This is a genomic window from Streptomyces sp. S07_1.15 (assembly GCF_020739505.1).
In the GTDB taxonomy this organism is placed as follows: Bacteria; Actinomycetota; Actinomycetes; order Streptomycetales; family Streptomycetaceae; genus Streptomyces; species Streptomyces xinghaiensis.
The window spans coordinates 105,910-126,850 of sequence record NZ_JAJBZK010000002.1 but is presented as its reverse complement, the minus strand read 5'-3'; the positions used below and the strand labels follow the sequence as shown (position 1 = coordinate 126,850).

Annotated in this window: 25 protein-coding genes; 4 read left to right on the top strand and 21 right to left on the bottom strand. The window is 70.3% G+C overall.

Going from position 1 to position 20,941, the window contains the following annotated elements:
• Positions 1 to 68: 68 nt before the first annotated feature.
• Positions 69 to 1,739 carry a DUF2637 domain-containing protein gene (locus tag LIX60_RS31205; protein ID WP_227963126.1) on the bottom strand — a complete coding sequence of 557 codons (1,671 nt, stop codon included), beginning with the start codon at positions 1,737 to 1,739 and terminating at the stop codon, positions 69 to 71.
• A gap of 422 nt (positions 1,740 to 2,161) precedes the next feature.
• Between LIX60_RS31205 and LIX60_RS31200 the strand changes: the two genes are divergently transcribed.
• Both LIX60_RS31200 and LIX60_RS31195 read left to right on the top strand, forming a co-directional pair.
• The gene (locus LIX60_RS31200) at positions 2,162 to 3,406 is read left to right on the top strand and encodes a ParA family protein (RefSeq protein WP_019711969.1); all 1,245 of its coding nucleotides are present in this window, start codon (positions 2,162 to 2,164) and stop codon (positions 3,404 to 3,406) included.
• A complete protein-coding gene (locus tag LIX60_RS31195) occupies positions 3,403 to 4,599 on the top strand; it encodes a ParB/RepB/Spo0J family partition protein (RefSeq protein ID WP_227963099.1) in 1,197 nt (398 codons plus the stop codon). Before LIX60_RS31200 ends, LIX60_RS31195 begins: the two co-directional genes overlap by 4 nt.
• Before the next feature lie 219 nt (positions 4,600 to 4,818).
• On the opposite strand, the gene LIX60_RS31190 is transcribed toward LIX60_RS31195, so the two are convergent.
• Together LIX60_RS31190 and LIX60_RS31185 are read right to left on the bottom strand one after the other, a co-directional pair.
• Entirely contained in the window at positions 4,819 to 5,544 is a 726-nt protein-coding gene (locus LIX60_RS31190; protein ID WP_227963098.1) for a DUF5753 domain-containing protein, read from the bottom strand.
• Positions 5,537 to 6,388, bottom strand: coding sequence for a hypothetical protein (locus LIX60_RS31185; protein ID WP_227963097.1), 852 nt, complete (start codon positions 6,386 to 6,388; stop codon positions 5,537 to 5,539). The genes LIX60_RS31190 and LIX60_RS31185 overlap by 8 nt, the downstream gene beginning before the upstream one ends.
• Before the next feature lie 261 nt (positions 6,389 to 6,649).
• Here LIX60_RS31185 and LIX60_RS31180 point away from each other — a divergent pair, with 261 nt between their 5' ends.
• Positions 6,650 to 6,853 carry a hypothetical protein gene (locus LIX60_RS31180; protein ID WP_019711973.1) on the top strand — a complete coding sequence of 68 codons (204 nt, stop codon included), beginning with the start codon at positions 6,650 to 6,652 and terminating at the stop codon, positions 6,851 to 6,853.
• A gap of 410 nt (positions 6,854 to 7,263) precedes the next feature.
• Here LIX60_RS31180 and LIX60_RS31175 read toward each other — a convergent pair whose 3' ends face one another.
• From LIX60_RS31175 to LIX60_RS31115, 13 genes are all read right to left on the bottom strand, one after another.
• Positions 7,264 to 7,629, bottom strand: coding sequence for a hypothetical protein (locus LIX60_RS31175; protein WP_019711974.1), 366 nt, complete (start codon positions 7,627 to 7,629; stop codon positions 7,264 to 7,266).
• Between the two features lie 237 nt (positions 7,630 to 7,866).
• Positions 7,867 to 8,403: a hypothetical protein gene (locus tag LIX60_RS31170; RefSeq protein ID WP_227963096.1), complete on the bottom strand. Its 537-nt coding sequence runs from the start codon at positions 8,401 to 8,403 to the stop codon at positions 7,867 to 7,869.
• Between the two features lie 133 nt (positions 8,404 to 8,536).
• Complete coding sequence (locus tag LIX60_RS31165) at positions 8,537 to 9,280, bottom strand: hypothetical protein (protein ID WP_227963095.1); 744 nt, start codon at positions 9,278 to 9,280, stop codon at positions 8,537 to 8,539.
• The gene (locus LIX60_RS31160; RefSeq protein WP_227963094.1) at positions 9,280 to 10,092 is read right to left on the bottom strand and encodes a histone-like nucleoid-structuring protein Lsr2; all 813 of its coding nucleotides are present in this window, start codon (positions 10,090 to 10,092) and stop codon (positions 9,280 to 9,282) included. Before LIX60_RS31160 ends, LIX60_RS31165 begins: the two co-directional genes overlap by 1 nt.
• Positions 10,077 to 10,280 (bottom strand): hypothetical protein, encoded by a 204-nt coding sequence (locus tag LIX60_RS31155; protein WP_227963093.1) that lies wholly within the window; start codon positions 10,278 to 10,280, stop codon positions 10,077 to 10,079. The genes LIX60_RS31160 and LIX60_RS31155 overlap by 16 nt, the downstream gene beginning before the upstream one ends.
• A gap of 20 nt (positions 10,281 to 10,300) precedes the next feature.
• Entirely contained in the window at positions 10,301 to 10,591 is a 291-nt protein-coding gene (locus LIX60_RS31150) for a hypothetical protein (protein WP_227963092.1), read from the bottom strand.
• On the bottom strand, positions 10,588 to 11,031 hold the full coding sequence (locus tag LIX60_RS31145; RefSeq protein WP_227963091.1) for a hypothetical protein: 444 nt from the start codon (positions 11,029 to 11,031) through the stop codon (positions 10,588 to 10,590). The genes LIX60_RS31150 and LIX60_RS31145 overlap by 4 nt, the downstream gene beginning before the upstream one ends.
• Positions 11,028 to 11,705, bottom strand: coding sequence for a GGDEF domain-containing protein (locus LIX60_RS31140; protein WP_227963090.1), 678 nt, complete (start codon positions 11,703 to 11,705; stop codon positions 11,028 to 11,030). The genes LIX60_RS31145 and LIX60_RS31140 overlap by 4 nt, the downstream gene beginning before the upstream one ends.
• A 91-nt stretch (positions 11,706 to 11,796) precedes the next feature.
• Positions 11,797 to 12,102 (bottom strand): hypothetical protein, encoded by a 306-nt coding sequence (locus tag LIX60_RS31135; protein WP_374118008.1) that lies wholly within the window; start codon positions 12,100 to 12,102, stop codon positions 11,797 to 11,799.
• A 245-nt stretch (positions 12,103 to 12,347) separates the two neighbouring features.
• Positions 12,348 to 12,809 (bottom strand): Pycsar system effector family protein, encoded by a 462-nt coding sequence (locus LIX60_RS31130; RefSeq protein ID WP_227963089.1) that lies wholly within the window; start codon positions 12,807 to 12,809, stop codon positions 12,348 to 12,350.
• A 108-nt stretch (positions 12,810 to 12,917) separates the two neighbouring features.
• A complete protein-coding gene (locus tag LIX60_RS31125) occupies positions 12,918 to 13,253 on the bottom strand; it encodes a hypothetical protein (protein WP_227963088.1) in 336 nt (111 codons plus the stop codon).
• Between the two features lie 30 nt (positions 13,254 to 13,283).
• Positions 13,284 to 13,745 (bottom strand): RRQRL motif-containing zinc-binding protein, encoded by a 462-nt coding sequence (locus tag LIX60_RS31120; protein WP_227963087.1) that lies wholly within the window; start codon positions 13,743 to 13,745, stop codon positions 13,284 to 13,286.
• 288 nt (positions 13,746 to 14,033) lie between these two features.
• Entirely contained in the window at positions 14,034 to 14,528 is a 495-nt protein-coding gene (locus LIX60_RS31115) for a hypothetical protein (RefSeq protein ID WP_227963086.1), read from the bottom strand.
• A 227-nt stretch (positions 14,529 to 14,755) separates the two neighbouring features.
• Between LIX60_RS31115 and LIX60_RS31110 the strand changes: the two genes are divergently transcribed.
• Positions 14,756 to 14,917, top strand: a complete 162-nt coding sequence (locus LIX60_RS31110; protein WP_019711988.1) for a hypothetical protein — start codon at positions 14,756 to 14,758, stop codon at positions 14,915 to 14,917.
• A gap of 273 nt (positions 14,918 to 15,190) precedes the next feature.
• On the opposite strand, the gene LIX60_RS31105 is transcribed toward LIX60_RS31110, so the two are convergent.
• From LIX60_RS31105 to LIX60_RS31085, 5 genes are all read right to left on the bottom strand, one after another.
• A complete protein-coding gene (locus LIX60_RS31105) occupies positions 15,191 to 17,308 on the bottom strand; it encodes a chromosome segregation protein ParM (RefSeq protein WP_227963085.1) in 2,118 nt (705 codons plus the stop codon).
• Positions 17,309 to 17,381: 73 nt separating this feature from the next.
• On the bottom strand, positions 17,382 to 17,798 hold the full coding sequence (locus LIX60_RS31100) for a conjugal transfer protein TraB (RefSeq protein ID WP_227963084.1): 417 nt from the start codon (positions 17,796 to 17,798) through the stop codon (positions 17,382 to 17,384).
• An 18-nt stretch (positions 17,799 to 17,816) separates the two neighbouring features.
• Entirely contained in the window at positions 17,817 to 20,018 is a 2,202-nt protein-coding gene (locus LIX60_RS31095; protein ID WP_227963083.1) for an ATP/GTP-binding protein, read from the bottom strand.
• 123 nt (positions 20,019 to 20,141) lie between these two features.
• Positions 20,142 to 20,450 (bottom strand): hypothetical protein, encoded by a 309-nt coding sequence (locus LIX60_RS31090; protein ID WP_227963082.1) that lies wholly within the window; start codon positions 20,448 to 20,450, stop codon positions 20,142 to 20,144.
• The gene (locus LIX60_RS31085; RefSeq protein ID WP_227963081.1) at positions 20,447 to 20,923 is read right to left on the bottom strand and encodes a hypothetical protein; all 477 of its coding nucleotides are present in this window, start codon (positions 20,921 to 20,923) and stop codon (positions 20,447 to 20,449) included. The genes LIX60_RS31090 and LIX60_RS31085 overlap by 4 nt, the downstream gene beginning before the upstream one ends.
• Positions 20,924 to 20,941 lie beyond the last annotated feature (18 nt).

Sequence of the window (20,941 nt, the reverse complement as noted above, 5' to 3'; positions counted from 1 at the left end):
GCCAGGTGAAGGGCCGTGACCGATCCGTCAGCTTTACGGCCACCGTGCGGCGTGACCGTTAGTCGGGCTCAGGTATTGCGGCCGACGGACCGAAGGCGGGTGCGGCCGTCTTCCCGCGGCTGTTCCTTCCTGACCGCTTTGGCCTTCCTCACCGCTCGCTGGCCGGTGCTGGGCGATACGCCCAGGCGCCGGGCAACTTCCGCGCCGGCGAGTTTCTTACCCGCCCTCTCGGCTTCCTCCAGCCATGAGACGACCCGCTGGATCCGCAGCTGCTCCTCGTCCGGCTCCGGAGACTGCTCCGGCACGCGAGCTGTGGCCGCTCCCCCACCCGAGGAACGCTCCAGACCTTCCGCGTTCTGAGCCGGAACTGCCACGTCCGGTGACGGGCTCGTGGCCGGCTGCGCCGCCACACCACCAAGCCCCACGCGGGCACTGGTCGCCGGGGCGCCCCGATGAACGGCCGGACGTCCCGGCGGCCGGTGGTCGCCCACGGCTGGACCGGTCATGCCGGGCCTGGCAGTTCCGCCGTCGTGCACCCGCCGCACCGTCGCGTCCGCCTGCTCCCGGAGTTCCTTCAGAATGGGGCGCAGTTCCGGCTCAGGTATCGGAGCACCGGTGCGGTCCCGGATGCCGTAGAAGTCCATCAGGTAGAGGCCGAACTGGCGCGCGTTGGGATAGTCGCTGCGCTCCCTGACGTACCGGTGGAACGCCTCACCGTATGCCTCCTCATCGGGCTCCGGCGTCGGCGGGTGAGAGGTTTCCGGTGAGGCGGGTCCCGCGTCTGCTTCCGCCACGCTGCTCCCTAAAGGATCAACGTTCCTGCCGGACGGCTCCGGTCCTGCCCCGGCGTAGTCGGCTGGGAGGTCGGACCTGGTGAGCGGCGCGGTACCGCCGGCGGCTGAGTGCTCCGGGGAGCGCCGGGCGCCTGACCTGGGGGTGGGCTCTTCCCTGCCCTCGGCGGCCGAACGCTGGTGGTCGTCCTCGTCGGGTGCCGGGTGGTGTTCGGCGGCGGTGAGTTCGGGGCGGCGCGGTGAGGGGCGTACGGCGGCGGGGGTGGCCGGGTCGATGCCGGCGGCGGCGAGTCCGTCGGGCGCGGTCTCGGCGAGCGGGATGCCGTAGCGGGCCAGCCGGAGCGGCATCATCGACTCGACCGGTGCCTTGCGGCGCCAGGCGCGGCCGTAGCGGGCGCGGAGGCGGGCCTGGTAGACGAGGCGGTCCTGTTCGAGGCGGATGACCTCGTCGTAGGAGCGCAGTTCCCACAGCTTCATCCGGCGCCAGAGCCGGAAGGTGGAGGGGAAGGCCAGCAGCCAGCGGGAGAGGCGTACGCCCTCCATGTGCTTGTCGGCGGTGATGTCGGCGATCCGGCCGATGGCGTGCCGGGCGGCCTCGACGGAGACGACGAAGAGGACGGGGATGACGGCGTGCATGCCGACGCCCAGCGGGTCGGGCCAGGCCGCGGCGCCGTTGAAGGCGATGGTGGCGGCGGTGAGCAGCCAGGCGGTCTGCCGCAGCAGGGGGAAGGGGATGCGGATCCAGGTCAGCAGCAGGTCCAGGGCGAGCAGGACGACGATCCCCGCGTCGATCCCGATGGGGAAGACGACGGAGAAGGCGCCGAACCCTTTCTGCTCGGCGAGGTCGCGGACCGCCGCGTACGAACCGGCGAAGCCGATCGCCGCGATCAGCACGGCACCGGCGACCACCACCCCGATCAAGATGCGGTGTGTGCGCCCCAGTCGCATCTGCTCCACGAGGTGCCCATCTCCCCACGAGCGTCGAGAACATCGCCGGTTCAGTCTCTCACCGAGGCCTCTTCATCACAGGGGGTGTCTGCCTCCTGCTCCGGCCGTGTTCCGCTGTGTAGAAGGTCGTTCACCATGGCGGCAGGGTGACCACCCACGCCGCACGGCCTGATGGAGTTGTTCAGGTCAGGCAGCAGGCTCGAGGGCTGTGGGTGCTGTTGCGCAACCTGGTGATCTCTCTGCCGGGTTCCGGAGTCCGGGCTGGCTCATTGCCTGCGCGCTGGTGAGGTTGGGCTACGCCTGCGCCACGGTCGGGCTTTACCGCGGTAAAGCCCGACCGTGGCGCAGGATCACACACCAGACGGGGGAATCTAACGTGCCGATACTCTGCTTTGATCTTTGACGTTAGTAAGGTATCCAGCATGAGTTCTCCAGCCACCTCGGGCGACCGCGAGAAGGTCGTCTCCAAACTGCCGGGATGGCTCCGGCAGGACCTGAAAATCAGAGCAGCCCAGCACGGCATCGACATCCAGACGGCCGTGGAGCAAGGCATCGCTGCGTGGATCGATCTGGCCGCCACCGGCGGCCCGGTGGACACTTCCGGCGCAGACTCCTTCTCCACCTTCCTCCCCTACGGCCAGTGGGAGGTCTTCCGGCAAGCCGCAGCCGACCGCAAGGTCTCCCTCATTCAGGGACTCGCCCAGTCAGTGCAGTTGTGGCTGGAGACGAACCCCGCCCCCAGCATCGAACGGCCCAAGCACCCACGGCGACGCATCGTCTGCAATCAGAAGGGCGGCGTCGGGAAGACCGCTGTCGCCGCTGGCCTCGGTGAAGCCTTCGCCGAGAACCCGGACGCGCTCCACCCCGTCCGTATCTCCAAGCACTTCGCCGCCCAACTCGGCGGTCAGGAGACCAGCCCGCTCGAGGTCGAGGACCTCCCCGGTCTGGGCCGTCGCACCCTTCTGATCGACTTCGACCCCCAGCGGCACCTCACGAAGCAGCTCGGGCAAGAAGAAATCCCGATGGCTCCGGATGTGGAGAGCCTCGGCAAGCACATGACGGGCGAAGCCAAGGGCGACATCCGCGAGCTGATCGTGCCCATAGCCGATGACCGGTACGGCAACCGTCTCGACCTGCTTCCCGGCTGCCAGGACGGCTTCCTCCTGGACGTCGCCCTGTCCAAGGTCCGGTTCCGGGAAGCGGCGCTGGAGCGCGCGCTGGCTCCGATCGAGCCGTTCTATGACGAGATCATCGTGGACTGCCCGCCCAGCCTGGGGCTGAGCATGGACACCGCGATCTACTACGGGCGCCGACGCGACGACGAACCCCCGGGCAACTCCGGCCCGCTGATCGTGGTCCAGGCCGAGGACAGCAGCGCCGACGCCTATGATCTGCTGGTCACCCAGATCGAAGACCTGCGCAGCGACATGTCCGTCGAGGTCGATTACCTCGGCATCGTGGTCAACCTCTACGACCCGCGCCGCGGCTTCATCGCCACGTCGTCCCTCGAAGCCTGGATAGACATCAAGGACCCCAAGGTCGTCGCTGTGATCGGCGACCTCACGGACCAGCGCAAGGCAGTCCGCCTCAAGCAGCCCTTGCTGTCATTCGCCCCCTCCGGCGAACAGGCCGTCACGTTCCGCGCACTGGCCAGGGAGATCTCATGAGCCGCGTCGCCGACCAGCTCGGCACTGGAGCATCCTTCGGCCGGACCCGGGGCGGGGTCAGCGCCCGACGCCAGGCCGTCGCCGCCACCACCGGGGCGCCCACCACCGGGGCCCCCGACAGCCGGCTGCGGACGCTCCCTCTCACGCAACTGGTCTGCACCCGCTTCAACCCCCGCCGCAACTTCGGCAGCGAAGCAGACCTGCTCGAGTTCGGGCTGAAGCTCAAGAAGAAGCAACTCCAGCCGGCGGTGGCAGTCACACGGGAGGCCTACCTCCACCTGTGGCCGGACGAGGCGGACAACGTCGGCAGCGCCCCCTACGTCATCGCCAACGGGGAACGGCGCTACCGCGGCTCTCTCGCTGCCGGCCTGCCGACCCTGGAAGTCGTCGTCGATGACGAGATTGCCAGCTCACGCGCAGACTTCCTCGACGCGGTCCTCTCGGAGAACAACGACCGGGAAGACCTCGATCCCATCGAGCGGGCTCTCGGCATCCAGACTATGGTCGAAGAGCTCGGCGGCAAAGCCATAGTGGCCGAGCACTACGGGAAGTCGGCCGGCTGGGTCACCCAGCAGATGTACCTGCTGGACCTGGCCCCGGAGCTGCAGAGCCTGGTGAGCTCCGGGGAGCTTCCCGTCCGGGAGACCCGCGCACTGGCGAAGCTGCCCAAGGACCAGCAGGCAGCGGCTTGGCAGGCCAGAAGCACTGAGCGTGTCGAGGAGAAGGCCCAGCCGAAGCGGCCACGGCGCGGGACTCCAGCCGATGCGGCGACTCGCGAGCCGGCACCCGAGGAAGCGGGCGACGGTCAGTCCTTTACCGCGGTAAAGGACCACCAGACACCGGTCGCGCCGGCAGGTGACGGCTCACCCGGCTTTACCGCGGTAAAGCCGACCGAGGATCTTCCGGCTCCGGAACCGGCTGAGGTAGTTGACAGCGCACTGCCTCTGCCCGACCAGCGAGCGACCCCGGGAGAGTCGGCGCACGGCAAGAAGGTGATGAAGATGCCGTGGGCTGACGGGGAGGCCAGCATGGACATCTTCTTCGGCAAGCTGGAGCCCCAAGAGCGGCACAAGGCGATCGGCCGGTACCTCGAACTCCTCGGGTCACCAGAGAACTTCGTCGCGGATCTGCGCGCTGCAAGCACAGCCGACTTCCGCAGGCAGGTGGTCGAGCTGCTCTCGGCAGACCTGTAGACGACAGTCAGCGCAGAGAGGCCTCGCACCCGGCAGAGTCCGGGCGCGGGGCCTTCCTCTTCAGCAGCAGGCGAAGCCGAACGGCCCCCTCTGAGGCACCCTGAGATGCAGTTCAGGCCAGAGAGTCGGCGCGGGCCTTGGGACAGGCTGTCGTGCACACCCCGCATCCCGTGGAGACTCCAGACAGCCTTGAGCCTGCCGGGCCCTCCCTGGCCGTACTCAGAAAAGCCGCATGAGCTTCCACAACAGATCACGGCTCTTGTCCGGGACGAGACTGTCCTCCTGCAAGCCCCGCAGCGCACTCTCGTACTCGTCCACCTCCTGTCGCTTGTCCAGGTAGAGGGCGCTGGTGAGCTGCTCCAGGTAGACAATGTCCGATAGGTCAGGCTCCGGGAAAGTGAGGATGGTGAAGGCGCCAGCCCCGCTGGGGCGCCCGCCATCGAGCGGTCGGATCTGCAGCCGCACGTTCTCTACCTCGGACAGGCCGATCAGATGATGAAGCTGGTCCCGCATCACCTCACGACCGCCGTACGGGCGGCGCAGGAGGGATTCGTCCAGAACCACATGGAGCAGCGGGGGCGTCTCGGAGACCAGGCGCTTCTGACGTTCCAGACGCGCCGCCACAAGCCTCTCGACTTCCCCCTCGCTTGCGGTTGCCGAGCCGCTCCGCATGATTGCGCGGGCGTACGCCTTGGTCTGCAGCAGGCCGGGCACAAAGTGCACCTCATGGGTGCGAATCAGAGACGCCGCTTCCTCCAGGCCAACGTATGTCGGGTACCAGTTCGGTAGCACGTCGGCATAGCGATGCCACCAGCCTGAGCCAGCGATGGAGCGCACGGCACGGGACCGGAAGGCCGGCGTTCGGGCGCGAAGCTCGCGGGCTCCGCGGCTTCCCAGAGACGTCCCCTCCAGCAGCTGGTTGAAGTCGTCGTTCTGGTCACCCATGAAAGCCTCTTCCTTCGTGCTGCTTCGCCTTCGTCCGCCACCGGTACAACAACCCTTCGATCGCGCGGATTGACGTGGCGTCTAGGAGCTGCTGGATCTCCTCTTGGGTGTAACCGTCGATCGTCAGGGCGACGGCGACTTGGGTCCGTGGGTCGTTGATGTCCTGGAGCTCCTTGAGCACCCGCAGCTTGCCCACTACCTCTTCGGCGACGCCTTGCACCGCGAATCGGCCCTCGGTGGTTATCTGCTCGGTCGCCTGACTACGGCGCCACCGTTTCTGCTGCACGCGGTGGCGCCGGTACTCGTTGGGGAACTGGTACGCGGACGCCCCCATGAAGTAGGTGGCGATACTGGCGCCGCCTTCCGCCCGCCACCCGGCCTCCACCAAGGCACGCTGCCGGAAGACCGGGAGAGCCCGGGCGACGGTCATCATCGCCAGCTCCTCCCGTAGATCACTGTCATGGGCCAGTTCCTCCAGCTCCAGCTCGTGCGGTTTGAGGTCGAAGCCGCGCGAGGCGACGAGCTTGAACACGTAGCCGGAGTACAGCCAGCCCCGTAACACCGAGATCCCGTACCGGGCGAGCTCATCCTCGAAACGGACGTAGTGCGGTCCGGCGAAACCGCTCTGCGACAGCAGCTGGACCATCCGCTTGTCGGCCATCCGCCGGTCCAAGTTCTCCTGCAGCTTCTTGGCCTGCTGCGCGTCGACGGCATTCATCTCACGCTGGGCTTTGAGAGGCACCGGCCCGCCGAGAAGTCGTCCCTGCTCACCTGCAACAGGTTGTAGGTGCCGGGCGCGCGCGACTGCGGACCCCTGGCCCGCCGCCTCGTCGTCGCCCCTCATTGCCTCCCCTTCCGGTTGTCGCCGCCGCCCCCGAACAGCAGGGGGTCGGCTCCGTCCTCTGCCGCCCCAGCCCGTCGCAAGCTTCCGAACTGGGGCGGCAGAGCACGAAGACGACCCCTTGTAAGTCACCTACCGCCGGGCACCCCACGGACTTTTTCAAGATCTTTTCTGTGGCCGCAGCACGGATTTCAGCCGTGGGGTGCTGGGCCGGCCGCGACGTATGAGCGGATGACATCATCACCAACAACCGCTGGAGCGCACGTGAGTTCGCCAGTTCCCCCGCCGCCGGAGCCGCCCTTCATCACCCTGCACACCGCTGTCGTCCTCCTGACTGCGGTGCTCATCGGGCTGATCGTCGGCGTGCTCACCTTCCTCTCGTACTTCTCCGCTTCTGGAGCGGTTCTGGCGGGACTGGGCGCCGTGGGTCTCAGCGTGCCGGTGTTGCGTTCGCTGATCCGTCCATAAGGGAGGCCGCGCCCGCGGGGGTGAGGAGTCCGGAGCACTTCGGACCGAGGCGGTTGCGGGCCCGCGGCCGGCGTGGCAAGGCACGCGCGAGTGCAGGCGACGACGTCGGCGGGCCGCCCCCCTTTACCGCGGTAAAGGATCGGCGGGGCTCCTCGCGCCGACAGCGGCACCACCGGGCTCGATTCAGAACGCAGAAAGGCCCCGCACCCGACGGAGGTTCGGGTGCGGGGCCTTTCGCTATCGTCATCAGCGGCGCGGCTTGTTCTTGGCGGGTCTGCCGCACAGGCCTTTGCCGGGCGGACAGACGGGCTTCTTGAAGCCGAGCAGGGTGCGCGTGGGCTCAGCTCCGGGTTCTGCGCAGATCCAGCAGTTCGCCCTGGATGGTTCCTCCTGGCTTGGCTCTCGTGAGGTCATACGGCGGTCCGCTCCATGGGTGCGACGCTGCGTGCGGTGAGCCAGGTGATGGGGATGGCCCCGTCAGCGCCCTGGGTGGTGGTCTCCCACCACAGGTAGTCCTCGCCTTCGCTACGGGGGCAGTTACACCAGTCGTCGTCGCAGCCTGCCTGGGGGTCGTGCTCGGCGAAGCGCATCCACAGGTGGCGGAGGGTGCCGGGCACGGTCTCCATCGAGTCGTAGTCGGAGTCGGCGGGCTGAACGAGCGCTTTGTTGGCGGTGGCCTCGGTGACGTGACCTTGGTGGATCCACTCGCAGGTCTCCCATTGGATCCAGATGGCAGGCCGGACGGGGAAGAGAGCGCTGTCGGCCAGGTAGGGCATGGTTTCCTTCGCTTTCGGTCAGAGGGCCGATGCCACAGGCACAGCCATGGGGGAGCGTCATCTCAGGACGCAGGTGTCGTAGTGAGCCGGGCGGCCGCGCTGGGTGTCGCGTCGGCCCAACCGGTGACGGACGCTTGGTGCCCCTCAGCGGGCAGCGAGGGTGTTGCGGTGCTCCTGAAGGCGCCACGCCCGGCCGGGGAGGCAGGGCGTGGCGCTTGGGGTGTGGTGCTTGTTCTGTCAGGTGGTGGGGTTGGTGGTGGTCATGAGGAGCGCCGCCGTGATGCCGTTGATGGCCCTGACGAGGGCTTCGACGTCGCCGCTGGAAAGGTGGTCGGCCTGGTAGTTCATCGCGTCGACGGCTTCGAGTCGGTAGTCGCGCCGCCGGGCGGGGATGGTTGGGGTTTCGCGGCGGGCGGCGGCGACGTCGGCGAGCGTTTGCAGTAGCCGTACGCGGCCGAACTCCGGGCTGGGAGACTCCCAGTCGGCGGTGTGCAGTTCGACCGTCTCGTCTTGCTCGCTCCACACGGCGCGCACCTCGTAGGTCTGCTGCTCATAGTCGGCTCCGACGAGCTTGGCCGGCTGCACCTGCCCGCGGGGGCCGACGCTGGCGTGCTTGATGGGCTCGATGCCGAGGTCGGCCAGCCGGGTGTTGATCTGCCTGGCGTGCTGTTTGGCGCGGCGGAGCGCGGCCGCGGCGGCGGAGCGCTGCTGCTTCTGGTGAGCGGTTTCGGCCTCGATGAGCCAGCCGGGGAGGGCGGTCTGGGTGGTCGTCATGTGTGTCCTCCGTGGGGACGGATGTGACGAGGCCCGGGGCGGCGGTCTGCTGCCTCGCAGCGGCCGCCGCCCCGGGGTCGGTTGGTGGGTGGTGGTGGTGTGCTCGTTGTTCAGGGACTGGTGGGAGCCGCTGTCACGGGCCGGTGTCTTCGGGATCTGGAATCTCGCCGAACACGTCGTCCATGGCCCGGATGACGGTGAGCCGGTGCTCGGGCCGGGTCGCGTTGAGAACAGCCCCGGTGAGATCGACGAGGTTGATGCCCTCGAACACTTCGGCCAGTTCGGCGACGGTCTCGGGGTCCAGGGCGGTGCCGGTGTCCGGGCGCTCGCAGTGCTGGTAGCAGTTCATCGCGTCGATCTGGTCGGCGAGCCGGTGTGCCGTCGCCGGGGTGATGTCGATGCTGTGGCAGTGCTCCAGGCCCGGTTCGTGGATGTTGTTCGGGCTGATGCGGAGCCGGATGCTCTGCCCGGGTGCTTGGTGGCCGAGGCCGGTGAGGGCTTCGGCGAGGGTGTGGATCGCGGCGTTGCGGTCCGCTTCCACGTCGGTGCCGTCCGCATCCGTGACGTCGTCCTCCGGCGGGTCCACAGTCGGCACTCCCCAGAGGATTTCGACGCTGTCGGCGTGCAGCCGGATGACGCCGTCGGCGGTGTCGGGGAGGGCGAGGTGTCCGGTGACGCGCAGTAGGTCGCCGGGACGGCACTCGGTGAACAAGGCGTCCACGACCTGCTGTTCGGTCGTGGTGCAGGGGATGATCGCCTCGTTGACCAGGTGGTCGGTGGGGGAGGAGATCAGCCGCCAGGAGGCGGTGCCCTCACGGTCGCCGCGTTCGGCTTCGGCCTCCAAGTAGCCGTCCAGCACGAGGGATATGGCGTCCATCAGCCCGCCTCCGCCAGGTTGGTGCTGCGGTGGGCGGCGTCGTAGGCGTCCAGGACGGCCTTGGCGGGGGTTCCCCGGTCGGCGACGTGGTAGCCGTTGGCGCGTGCCCACGTCCGGATCGCGGCCAGCTCGTCCTTGGTGCGCTTACCGGTCCGAGCCGCAGAAGTCAGGGGCGTGCCGTCCCCGGTCGTCGTGGCGGTGCGGCCGCCGGCTTTCACCGCGCGCAGCTGCGCCTGCGCGGCTTCGAGTTCGGCCTTGGCCTTGGCGACGCGCTCTGCCGCCTTCTGCTGGGCGGCGTCGGCGGTGCGGCGCTCGGTGAGCTCGGTGAGGTCGCTGCGGACGCGGGCGGCCCTGTTGCGGATGCCGGCGGCGGGGTGGTTCTCCGCCCAGGAGAGCAGGGCCTCGATTCCGTCGGTGTCCGCTGTGCCGTCGGGCGCTGGGACCGGGACGGTGGTGAGGGCGGGCGGCAGGTCGGCGTGCTGCACGGCTTTGGTGAGTTCGCTCTCCGAGAGCTGGAGGGTGCTGCGGACGTGTTCAGGGCTGTCGCCGTCCTTGAGCATGGAGGCGGCCGTGGCGGTGAGGGCGTTCATGGAGTCTCCGGTGGGGATGTCAGGGCTGGTGAGGTGCGGTAGCAGCCGCGTCAGGTGGTCTTCGGCACAGGGCAGGCCGAGGGCGCCGAGCAGGTCGGCGAGGTCGTCCTTGTCGCGGGCGTGGCGGGCGGCTACCACGGAGGCGTGGGTGATCTGGTCACTGCCGAGCGGGGTGATTTCAAGGGCCTCGGCTTCGAGGGCCTGCTTCATGTCGGTGCACATGACCGGCTCTCCCCTGCGGTGGTGGTGCGCGGTGTGCACGCGGCGAGTCTCAGCAGCTCGTGGTTGCGCTTCTGCTGCTCGGCCGTGAGCGGCTGGGTCTTGGGGCCGTGGCGGTGCCACAGCGGATGAGCGGGCGGTTCGGGATAGGCGAGAGCGTGTTCGGCGTCGCGCCCGGAGGTGCTGCTCATGGAGGTCCTCCAGGTGGAGGTCAGGAGTGGTCGCCTTGGCCCTTGGACTTGGGCTTCGGCGTGAGGTCGGAGGCGAACCGCCCGCGGCGGGCCTCGACAGGGTTGGCGGTGATCCAGTCCTCAGCGCACGCCTTGTGTACGGGCTCGCCGGAGTGGGAGCGCATGGGCGTGGGCTGGCCGCACAGCGTGCAGGGGAGGTCCTGCCAGCGGTCGAAGTGCTGGCCGTCGCGCCAGACGAGGAGTTCGCCGGGAGCCGGGATCAGGCCCGGCTCGAACGGCGGCTTCTGCTTCGTGCGTTCCCTGCGGGTCATGGCCGGAAGGCGGGCAGCTGCTGGAACACGCGGTCCAGCAGGTCCTCGGTCGGCTTCCAGGGCCCGAGCTGCCCGGCGGCGGGGACCGGCAGAGGCAGCTCCTGGACGTCCTTGAGGACCAGGTGCCAGGTGCCGGCCTGCGCCCACGGCGTGCAGGGCGGGGAGTCCTCGGGGTCCTGGTGGCAGTCGACCAGGCGGGCCACGCCGATCACGGCTCCGGTGGTCAGCTCCCGGCCGCGGATCGTGCGGGCGATCAGCGGGACGTGCAAGGCGGGCCGGTCGATCCGCTGGCCCGCGTGCAGGAGCATCCACCCGCGCCAAAACCAGGCCCGGGGACGGTTCTCGATGCCCTTGTCGCCGGTGAGGATGCAGGTGGCGTGCGGCTGCTGGACGCTGATACCGCGGATCCAGTCACCTTCGGGAAGGGGCATGGTGCTCATGCGGCTCGCCCCCATACGGCCGTTCCCGGGCGCCCGGCGCGGCGGCCGTTGATGGACGGCACCGTGGTGTGCGCGGGCGAGGCAACGGCCGCGCGCCCCGAGTGCTTGCCGTCGTACAGGGCCGCGTCGGCGGCCCGCTGCAGCACGGTCAAATCGCGGGAGCCGACCGCGTGCGAGGCCGCGGCGCCGACCGAGGCGGCGACATCGACGGTGCGGCCGTCGTCCAGGACGACCGGGGTGTGCAGCATGCGGACCAGCTGCGCAAGGCGCTGTTCCAGGCGCGCGGCGGGCAGCGCCAGGACGACGGCGAACTCATCGCCTCCGAGGCGGCCAACGGCGGCGCGCGGGCCCGCCCACGCGGTGAGCCGGGCGGCGGTCGCCGCGAGGACGGCGTCGCCGGCCGGGTGGCCCATCGTGTCGTTCACGGCCTTGAAATGGTCCTGGTCGACGATGACCACCGCGGTGTCGTCGCCGTGGCGGGCCAGGAGCCGGCGGGCGCGGGCGGTGTAGGAGTCGCGGCGCAGGAGGCCGGTCAGCGGGTCGCGGCGGGTGGCGGCGAGCCGCTTGTGCAGTGCGACGGCGTGCACGGTCCAGCCGGTCAACGGCAGGGCGGCAGCGGTGATCAGAAGGGCGCGTGGCCCGATCCGGGCCTGCGCGCGGAGGACGGAGTCCATACTGAGGATCTCCCTCTCGTCTCGTACGGGATGGGATGGGCCCGGGACAGCCGCACTGCTTGGCGGCTACGACGGCTGTCCCGGGGCGGATCTACAGTTCGCAATCGCCGGCACGACCCCAGCTGTACGGGTCGTGCCAGCGGCCGGCGGTCGCGGCCGTCCAGTCGAGCTCCCAGCCCGGCCGGTAGCCGCGGGCGCCCCAGCCGTCCGGCCGCACGCGAGGGATCTCACGTCCGGTCGCGGCCGCGGCGCGAGCCGCGTCGTACGCCTCATGCGCGGCCCGGACGGCGGCGCGGCGGCTGCCGGCCCGGCCGGTGAAGACGTGCACACCGCGCAAGCCGGTGGTGCTTCTTATCGGGACGTCGACCTCGTAGAGGGGCAGGGGCATGACGTCCATCTCCTCTCCTGCTCGGGTGGGTTGAGTGGCCACTGCGACCACCCCGACCCCGGCGGGTGCGGGACCGGGGCGGCACAGAGTGCGCTCAACTCAGGTCAGCTGGCCGACCTGGCGGTGCGGTTCACGCGCGGACCGCGTCCGCATACTGCTCCTCCAGATCGGCACGGCCCTCGGGGTCGTCGTCCTGGTCGTCGTCCTCGGGCGGGCCGTGAACGGTGCAGCGCACGTGGGCACCGCGGCCACCGTCACAGCGCAGTCCCGGCGACGGCGAGCGCGAGCAGAGCCAGAGCGGTGAGGCTGAGGTCGACCGCCCGGCGCAGGTGGATGAACTTACGGACCGCGAGTGCGGACAGGACCCGGATGCGGGCGGCGCGGGCGTCGCCCTGCATGCAGTCGCGGATCGCGTCCTCGTCGAGCTGCGCCCAGTACGGGAAGGACGCCCGGTCATCCCCCCGGAGCCGAGGCCGGACCACCAGGAGCAGCAGCACGGCGGCCGCCCCCAGGGTCATGACCGCCGCCGTACCGAACACCTTGGTCGCCAGGGGCAGATCCTGGTCGGCGACGGACGCGAGTCCGGCGAGGACGGCGCCGTTGAAGGCGAGCAGTAAGGAGGACTTGCCGTCCGTGCGGCTGATCTCGTTGGTGACAGCGGCGCAGGCGGCATCCATGTTCTTGCCGATGCCAGGAGCGGGGACCGTGGAGGTCATGGGCGGTGCTTCTCCTTGTCGTTGCCCGGCGGGCCGCGCGGCCCGCCCGGGAGTAGGTCAGAACGCTGGCTCGCCCGGTCGCGGGCGACACCAGGAGCCAGAGAGGGATCAGAACGGCGGCTCGTCCGGCCAGGGCGGGATGGGCAGAAGTTCGATGCACAGCTCCCGTCGGTCGGACCAGCAGCCGCAGGCCTCCATCTCGGGGTTCGCGCCGGTGACCCACCAGCCGCCGTCGCCGTGGCACTGCGGGCAGGAGCGGCGGGCGACGGGGGTGAGGCGGATCCGGTGGCGGTCGGCGTAGAGCTCGAGGTGGCTGGCCTTGAGTGCGGCGGCGGCCGTCGCCGCGGCGAGCGGGACAACGGCAGCGAGCAGCAGGGTGTTTCGGGCGCGCACTCCGGTCCGCTCCGGCGCGGCGGGGCGCCGGGCGAACAGACTGATGGGCATCGGTGACTTCTCCTTCGGGAGGGTCGTTGATCAGGCGGCCAGCCGGTGGGTCACCGGGGCCGTGGAAGCGCAGTAGGTGCCGGGGCTGGGCTCGTAGCCCCGGGCGCAGGGGTCGCAGCAGCCCTGGGTGCGCAGCGGGAGGCAGAAGTAGTACCTCCGGCGGCACTGGGGGCACGTGGATCTCGCGGCCATCGCCCGGTCCAGCGCCCATTCCTGCGCAAGCGTCGGCACCCGTTTGGGCCGGGCGAGTTCCACGCTGTAGAGCCAGGCCCGGGTGGGATGGGTACACGCCTGGCCGGGCCGGTAGGCGCACGCCTTGCAGCGCAGGACTGCGACCGGGCCGTGCCCGCCGGGGCTCAGCCCTCGCTCGCGTAACTGCCGCCGGGTGACCAGGCCCTCGGGACCAGCGCGCCGGTCGAACTCCGGCAGCATCGCCTCGCTGCGCGGCACCTTCGTGATCTCGCGGCGGCTCCTCTTCCTCGGGCGCGGCATCACCTGTTCCAGGCGCCGGGAAGCCGGTCGGGGCGGTGCGGGTAGCGGGGGCCGGGACGCTGCGGGCGGGGCTGGCCGATCCGGCGGCGCGGGCGGGGGATGAGCACGGTGTGTCCTCCAAGGGTTGAGGGCGGGCAGTGCTGCGCCCCGCCGGCGGAAGGTCCGTCGGCGGGGCGTTGGGGTGAGGGCAGGCGGCCGGTCGGCCTGTCCGGTCCTCGTCCATCGGCTGGGGATGGGCGAGGGCCAGGCGGAGCGACCGGGGTCAGCGCTGGAGCTGGCCGGAGTCGGTCAGCGGATCTCGTTGCGGGTGCGGGCGAAGAACGCTCCCCGTGTGGTGCTGTGGTTGTGGATCTCGGTGTGGTGGGTGACCGGGCCCTCGTAGAGGTGCTTGGTGACGGTGGAGCGCGCCTTGCTGATCGCGCCGCCGATGGCGGTGGCGGCCATGGCCAGGCCGGCGAACGGCAGGGTGACCATCAGGACGCTGTTCAACGTGACGGAGGCCAGGCCGTGGAGCACCAGCCAGGCACCGCAGCCGATGCCGGTGATCCCGGCGCCCACGCCGATGGATGCCACCGCGATGCCGGCCGCCCAGGCCGGGACGATCCGCTGGTCGTCCTGTTCCACGGGCGGGGTGGCTCCGAAGGCCGGCGGCTCGGTGTCGTCGCGGAACGAGGTGGGGTGGTGGCGTACGGGCTGGCCCGCCCATTCGTCGAGCAGGCGGCGGGCTTCGGCCGCGGCCTCGGATTCGGGCATGCCGGACTGGGTGGTGTTCAGGGGGTCCATCGTCTTCTCCGATCACGCGGGAAAGGGGGGCCCGCCTTCCTGGCCGTGGTGGCCGGGAGGGGGCGTTGGGGGAGTGGCTGCGGGCAACGGTGAAGGGCGTCGCCGCAGTCGTGTCCGGCGGTGCTGTTCGGCGTTGCGCGGCAGGTGAGTTGGGGCTGAGGGGTGGGTAGTCACCGCACCGGCGTCCCGGGCATCCTCGATCCGACAGGCGTGGGGAAGGGGATCGGGTGGAGTTCGTTTTCGAGTGCGGGTGGTGCGGCGGGGACAACTTCTTCGTCGGCAAGCAGGTCGGCTTTTGGGTCGACAAGTGGGAGGTCCCCGCGGAGTGGGACTGCCGCTTCTGCGACGAGCTCAACTACACGCCCGACCCGCCGTGGACCGAGGCGTAGTCGGAAGCTGGAGATCAGTCCGGCGAGTGAGGCGAGGCCGCTGTTGATGGTCGGGGCCAGGCCGGTCGCGGCGAGCGGGGGAGCCGAACAGCGTGCAGGTCAGCGCGGAGCCGGCGCGGACGTATCCGCCGTTGATCAGGACGAAGACGCTGATGCCCAGCAGCACGGCGGCGGAGATGGACAGGGCCACGGTGGTGGTGCTTCTTCGCAGGGGTCGGGTGAGGGCCGGCCGCGGTCGGGCGGTCCGGCCCTGTGATGGATGGGTGGGTGTGATCAGGCGTCGGTGAGGCTCTTGATGGCCTCCAGCGCCTGGCGGGGAGAGGCGACCTGCTCGGGTCGGCGACCGTCGCCCTGGGAGCCGCGCCTTCCTCCGCCGCTGCGCCGGCGGGAACGGCCCTCGTCCTCGTCGTCCTCGTCGGGCTCGGGCCAGAACTCGCCGGGTCGCACGGGCTCGTTCCAGTCGAACCACAGGCCGCGCTTGGTCAGCTCGCTGATCTCGTGGTCGGTGAGCCGGTTGACCTTGTCGGGGAACAGCTCGGAGAGGTCGGTGTCGAAGTCCGCGTACAGCGACCGCATGAGCACGGCGCGGCCGTTGTCGAGGACGATGACCGCGACGCCGCCCGTGGAGACGCCGTTCTCCGGGTCGGCCTCGCCGCGCATGGCCCGCTCGATCGCGGAACCCTCGCTGCGGGAGTAGCGGGCCGGGATGGTCGGCACGTCGTAGGCGTTCTCCATGGTGCCTTCCACGGCCTTGCGGGTGGCGCCGGGCGAACCCATGTTGAAGATGACGGGCCGGCTGTTCTGCCGCAGGTTGTCCTTCATCTCGGTGGAGAACCCGTTGTGCGCGAAGGGGGACTGGCCGGCCGGGTTGAAAGCGATGCCGTACTTGAGCCCGGTGACCGTGAGGTCCTCGCCGTCCTTCTGGATGAACTCGCCGAAGTCCGCGTCTTGCGCCGCGGTCATGAACTCATCCCCGTACACGTTCAGCTGCCGGTACGGGCAGCGGGAGTCGCCCGGCTTGTAGTCGTGCGGCTGGCCGTCGTGCGGCCAGGGCATATCGGCGCGGATCTCGCACAGTGCCTTCGCCGCCCGCAGTGAACGGGCCATCCACAGCGCGTTCGAGCCCTGCCGGTCGATGTATCGCCCGAGCACGGTGGTCTTCTCGTCCTTGCGGACGGTGGACAGCCACACCACGTGTCCGTCCAGGGACTGGGCGGCCATGTGGATCGCGAAGAACTGCGTCTTGCCCGACCGGCTGACCCCGAGGGTGAGGCCGTGGGCCGGGGCGTTCTTGTCGTGCTGGTACACCATGGTCTTCACCGGCTGGCCGGTGATGGTGTACCCGCACACGTACATGCCCTTGGTGTCCGGGGTGAGCAGGTCTCGGGTGGCGGGGAAGATCTGTGACAGCGGCGGCTTGTCGAACGCGCTGATCAGGAACTCCGAGCCGTCGATGAGGACGAACACGCAGGAGTCGTCCTCGGGCAGGCCCAGGCCGCGGCAGACCTTGGCCAGGTCGATGCGCGGGGTCTCGGTGGAGTCGGCCATCTTCGCCCGGTAGAACGTCACGCCGCGTTCGTGGTCGCGGGTCTTGTGGACCAGCGTGGAGCCGGGCGCGCCGCCCTTGGGGCCGCCGACGCGGTCGGCCCAGCGCTCGGCGTCGGTGGGAGCCTCGCGGCGGCGGGCGTTGGCGTCGGGGGTGATGTGGGCTTCCAGCCAGCCGGGGCCGCCCTGCCGTCCGGGCTGGACGGCGACCGGGGAGAGCGACACGTCCGTTTCGTGGACGCCGAAGGCGGCGGCGACGTCGGCCTCCGACAGGCCGCTGATGGGCCGTCCGGTCTCCAGCGCGCGCAGCAGGATGGTGAGGTCGTTGCGCATCGCGGGGTGCCGGGTGGCGCTGACGATGTGGGTGCGGGCGGGCATCCCGGCGCGTTCCCACAGTGTCCGGGCCTGGCGGGTGAGCGGGGCGGCGTCGTCCGGCCGGGTCCGGGCCGGTGCGGGGGTGGGCTGCAGTTGCGGGGTGGGGACGGCGAGAGCGGGGCGGTGGTGGCGGCGGGCGTGCCGGGAGAACGGCAGGATCAGGGAGCCGGCTGCCGCCCATCCTGCGGCGAGGAGGGCGTCCACCGCCCACGGGCCCCAGCCGGTGGTGTAGGTGGCGGCGACGTCGACCGCGGCCGCGAAGACGAGGGGGGACCAGCGCAGGATTTTGCGTCCGGCGCCGGTCTCCTCACTTCTGGCGGCCAGGATCCAGCCGCCGATTCCAGCGATGCCGGCCAGCTGCACGACCTGGTTGACGGGGCTGTCGGGGGAGAGGTTCGGGGCCACGGCCAGAGCAGGTGCGGTCAGGGTGTAGGCCAGGCGTTCGAGGACGACACTGCGCGGCGTGGACACGGAAGTTTGCTCCTTCGGGAACGGCAGCGGGCGGCCCCGCAGGTGCGGGGCCGCCCGAAGGGGGGACTGGGGGTCAGCTGGCGAGGAAGCCCGGCTTCGGGGTCCTCTCGGGGCGGTTGGAGCGGATGTCGTCCAGCGCGCCGTACCGCTGTGCGTGGGTGCGCCTGGCCTGGTGGGTGAGGTCGGCGGTTTCCTGCGCGGTGTCGTGGAGCGTGCGGAGCTGGGTGGCGGCGCCGTTCAGGGCGGCGGCCACGTGGTGGGTCAGGTCCACGAACTTCCTGTCGAGCTCGGCGCGGTCGATGTCCTCAGCGACGCGCTCCGTGCGGTCGGCGTTGGCCCGCATGTCGCGGCGCAGATACTCGAGGTCGACTGCGGCATTGGTCATGGCCGTGCTGAGCATCTTCAGCTTGGCCTGGACGGCCTTGTAGCGGTTGTCGGCGCCGGCCGGCGCGGGCGCCGCGCTGCCGTCGCGAGGTGCGAGGTCGCTCATGAGCGGCTTCTTTCGGGGCTAGTCGTGGTGGGCGGCGGCCGACGCGTGGGTCAGGCCGGCTTCTTCCTTGGCGGCCATGTCCTGGCCGTAGACGCGGGCGACTTCGGCGGCCGCGAGCCTGGCGGCCTCCTTGGCGGTGTCGCAGTCCTGGGCGCACCGCGTTGCCTGGAGCTTCATCCGGCCTGCGGCGTCGGCGAGGTCCGTGATCAGTTCGGTGACCTGGGTGTCGATGTTGTGGTCTCCGACCAGGTCGGCGGCCATGTCGCGTAGGACGTCGGCGACCTTGCCGAGCGTGTGCGCCAGGGCCTCGGCCTGCTCCTGGTGCGCGGCGGCGAGAAGGGCGCTGTTGGCCATCGCCATCAGGTACTCGTCGAACGTGATGTCCGCGCGGTGCTGGGTGGGCAGGCTGCCCTGCCGGGACGCCGCAGCGACCTGTGCGCCCTGTGCGTCGCTCACACTGTTCTCCTTGCCGATGGGTCGGGTCGTGCCGGGCCGCTGGGTGTGCGGCTCCGGGGCGGGCGGCAGGCCGCCGGCCCCGGTGGTGACGGGCGGCGGGCTCGCCGTGGCCCGCCGCCCGGGCCGCTCCTCCGGGTCGTCGGGGTCGTCGGGGTCGTCGACGATGACCGCGTCCGGGTAGTCCTCCTCTTGACCGTCCGCGTTGGGGCGCTTGGGGCGGGTTGGGCGGTCGGGCCACTCGACGGTGGGCGTCTGGTCTTCCGGCCTGAACCGGCTGTCCGTGGACCGGCCCCGGCGTCCGGTGCGTCCTGTACGCCAGTGACCACGGGTACGGCCGCCCTTTCGGGCGCCGCCCCGCTTGCCAGCCCTCGAGTTGCGGTCACCGGGGCCGCTCGTGGGCGCGTCTTTGGCCTTGCTGCCCCGGTCCTTGGACGGGTTCACCTTCTCCGAGCCGCCCGCCGTGCCGCCCGATTCGGACGGCTTGGCCTTGCCGGAACCGTCGGACGTCCCGGGGCCGGGCCCGGTGTCGGCCTTCGCTGCGCCGTCCGTGCCGGATCGCCGTTTGTTCCAGCGCCGTTTGTTCCAGCGCCGCTGGGCTTCCTGCGTGACGGCCGTGCCCAAGGTGGTACGGCCCGGGCCGCGGTCCGCCGCTGCCTCCCGCTTCGCCCTTTTCGCGGCCGTCCGCTCGGCCTTCGCCGCGCGGCGTTCCTCCCGGGCGGTCTGCCGGTTGGCGCGCGCCTGGTCGCGGTCCTTGGTGCGGTCGGCGACGCCGGCGGCGTGACCGTCACTGCGCCGCTGCTGCCGGGCAGCCTGGCGGGCAGCAGCCCGCTCCTGACGGCCGCGGGTCCGCTCCGCGAAGGCGCTGGACGCCGGCCCGCGGCCCGCCCCGCCACCGCCACCCTTACCGGATCCTCCAGAACCCTTCTGCGGGCTTTTCGGACCCCCGCCCGCCCCGTTGCGCCCGGAACCTGCTGAACGGTCGCTGGAGGAGCGGCGAGGGCTTTTCTTGGAGCCTTTGCCGCCCTCGCCGGGGCTGGGTGATCCGGTCCCGGAACGCCCCTGCGGGCCGCCGGAAAGAGATCCACTGCGCGACGCTCCAGGCCGGTTCGGCCCAGGCGCCGAGTTGTTCCGGGACGGACCGCCGCCGCCCCGCCAGGTCCCGCCTCCACCGCCGGCTTTGGAGCGGCCTTTGTCCGCTCCCAGACCGGAACCAGAGGACCGCGTGCGGTCGGTGTCGGCCTTTCCTCCCGCCGCCTTGTCGCCCTTCGCTTTCAGCATCGCCCGACGGAGTTTTCCGTTCTGCTCCATCATCGCGACTTCCTGCGCGGTCCGGGCCTCCAGCAAGGCAGCTTTCCGCGCTATTTCAGCTTCACGGAAAGGAGCCTCGTCTTCGCGTCGGCCCCGCGCCAATTCGAGCCGGAATTCCAGCCAGTCGCCGAGACGGTCCGCGAGAGACCGAGGCTGAACGTATTCGCCATCCTCGTATTCGCCGTCCTCCTCACCTCTTTCGGGCGCCGGGACCCCGTCCGAGCGCAGTGCCATCTGAGGGTCCGGGGCGGATGGAATCGGCGGCAATTCCATGGTCGTCTCTTCCGGTGATTCCGGTGATTCCGGTGATTCCGGTGATTCCGGTGATTCCGGCGTGGCGCTGGTGTCGCGCGGCGGAATCGTGTCGGCGAACGACGGGATCGGTGGCGGCACATACGAGGAATCACCGCTCCAGGGCCCGCGGACCAGGGTCCCGCTGCTGTCCTCTTCGGACACGATGTACCTCCCTCCAGGACTTGACAGACTGTGAGTCTCGCGTGCACGCGTGCACGGGCACGTGTGCGCGCTTTACGCGCGCGAGACCCCGCCGGAGCCCGACGGGGCCTTCGATGGTGACGTTCAGTGACGCGGAGGGTTCTGCTCCAGGACCTGCTGCGCGTACTGCATGAGCTGGTTCCACAGTCGCGCGTCGCCCGCCGCCCGCTTGTCCATGGCCAGCATGAACAGGCGGCAGACCTGCGTGAATCCGGAATAGACATCGCTGCGACCGGCTTTGATGTCCTTGCTGACCCGGGAGCGAGTAAGGCGGAGCCAGAATTCCATCCGGCCCTTCTCGCCGCGAGATTCGACGGCCTTGCGTTCCTCGCCTTGCAGCCATTCCAGCCGCTTCTGAGCCGACATTTCTGCACTGCTGAGAGGGCGCGTCACGCCGACTCCCGGTTACCCAGGTCGAAAATCGACGTAGGGCCAGCATAGTCGGGATTCTGCCGCTGCGCATTCTGCTGCGACGGATCCTGCCGGGCGGCCTGGAGCGGCGGAGTGTTCTTCCGCCGCCTTTCCAGCTCCTTTTCCCGACGCTTGCGGGCCGTATTCGCCACCGCCTCATCGTGAGCCCGGCGCTTGAACGCGGTCTTTTCCAGCCCCTTGGTCACGGACTCGACATGCTTGAGTACGTCGTGGAGGGCCTTTTCCACCGGCCGTGCGCGGAGCCAGGCATCGTAGAAACGGTCCCCCTCCACGTGCGTGCCCCGGCAGTGGATGCGGGTCTCGATGGCGAGGGTCTCCAGGTTCCTGCCGATGTCCTCCAGGACGCGCAGCACGCCGGCCATGTACTGGGCGGTCGCCTCCGGGTTCTGCGCCACGTCGCGCAGAGGTGCGTGATGGGGGTTGTTGCTGTTCACAGCGGGTTCCCTCCTGCT

Excerpts from the sequence above, each read along its gene's own strand:
- LIX60_RS31205 (WP_227963126.1), bottom strand. The coding sequence starts at position 1,739 with ATGCGACTGGGGCGCACACACCGCATCTTGATCGGGGTGGTGGTCGCC.
- LIX60_RS31200 (WP_019711969.1), top strand. The coding sequence starts at position 2,162 with ATGAGTTCTCCAGCCACCTCGGGCGACCGCGAGAAGGTCGTCTCCAAA.
- LIX60_RS31195 (WP_227963099.1), top strand. The coding sequence starts at position 3,403 with ATGAGCCGCGTCGCCGACCAGCTCGGCACTGGAGCATCCTTCGGCCGG.
- LIX60_RS31190 (WP_227963098.1), bottom strand. The coding sequence starts at position 5,544 with ATGGGTGACCAGAACGACGACTTCAACCAGCTGCTGGAGGGGACGTCT.
- LIX60_RS31185 (WP_227963097.1), bottom strand. The coding sequence starts at position 6,388 with ATGAGGGGCGACGACGAGGCGGCGGGCCAGGGGTCCGCAGTCGCGCGC.
- LIX60_RS31175 (WP_019711974.1), bottom strand. The coding sequence starts at position 7,629 with ATGCCCTACCTGGCCGACAGCGCTCTCTTCCCCGTCCGGCCTGCCATC.
- LIX60_RS31170 (WP_227963096.1), bottom strand. The coding sequence starts at position 8,403 with ATGACGACCACCCAGACCGCCCTCCCCGGCTGGCTCATCGAGGCCGAA.
- LIX60_RS31165 (WP_227963095.1), bottom strand. The coding sequence starts at position 9,280 with ATGGACGCCATATCCCTCGTGCTGGACGGCTACTTGGAGGCCGAAGCC.
- LIX60_RS31160 (WP_227963094.1), bottom strand. The coding sequence starts at position 10,092 with ATGTGCACCGACATGAAGCAGGCCCTCGAAGCCGAGGCCCTTGAAATC.
- LIX60_RS31155 (WP_227963093.1), bottom strand. The coding sequence starts at position 10,280 with ATGAGCAGCACCTCCGGGCGCGACGCCGAACACGCTCTCGCCTATCCC.
- LIX60_RS31150 (WP_227963092.1), bottom strand. The coding sequence starts at position 10,591 with ATGACCCGCAGGGAACGCACGAAGCAGAAGCCGCCGTTCGAGCCGGGC.
- LIX60_RS31145 (WP_227963091.1), bottom strand. The coding sequence starts at position 11,031 with ATGAGCACCATGCCCCTTCCCGAAGGTGACTGGATCCGCGGTATCAGC.
- LIX60_RS31140 (WP_227963090.1), bottom strand. The coding sequence starts at position 11,705 with ATGGACTCCGTCCTCCGCGCGCAGGCCCGGATCGGGCCACGCGCCCTT.
- LIX60_RS31135 (WP_374118008.1), bottom strand. The coding sequence starts at position 12,102 with ATGGACGTCATGCCCCTGCCCCTCTACGAGGTCGACGTCCCGATAAGA.
- LIX60_RS31130 (WP_227963089.1), bottom strand. The coding sequence starts at position 12,809 with ATGACCTCCACGGTCCCCGCTCCTGGCATCGGCAAGAACATGGATGCC.
- LIX60_RS31125 (WP_227963088.1), bottom strand. The coding sequence starts at position 13,253 with ATGCCCATCAGTCTGTTCGCCCGGCGCCCCGCCGCGCCGGAGCGGACC.
- LIX60_RS31120 (WP_227963087.1), bottom strand. The coding sequence starts at position 13,745 with ATGCCGCGCCCGAGGAAGAGGAGCCGCCGCGAGATCACGAAGGTGCCG.
- LIX60_RS31115 (WP_227963086.1), bottom strand. The coding sequence starts at position 14,528 with ATGGACCCCCTGAACACCACCCAGTCCGGCATGCCCGAATCCGAGGCC.
- LIX60_RS31100 (WP_227963084.1), bottom strand. The coding sequence starts at position 17,798 with ATGAGCGACCTCGCACCTCGCGACGGCAGCGCGGCGCCCGCGCCGGCC.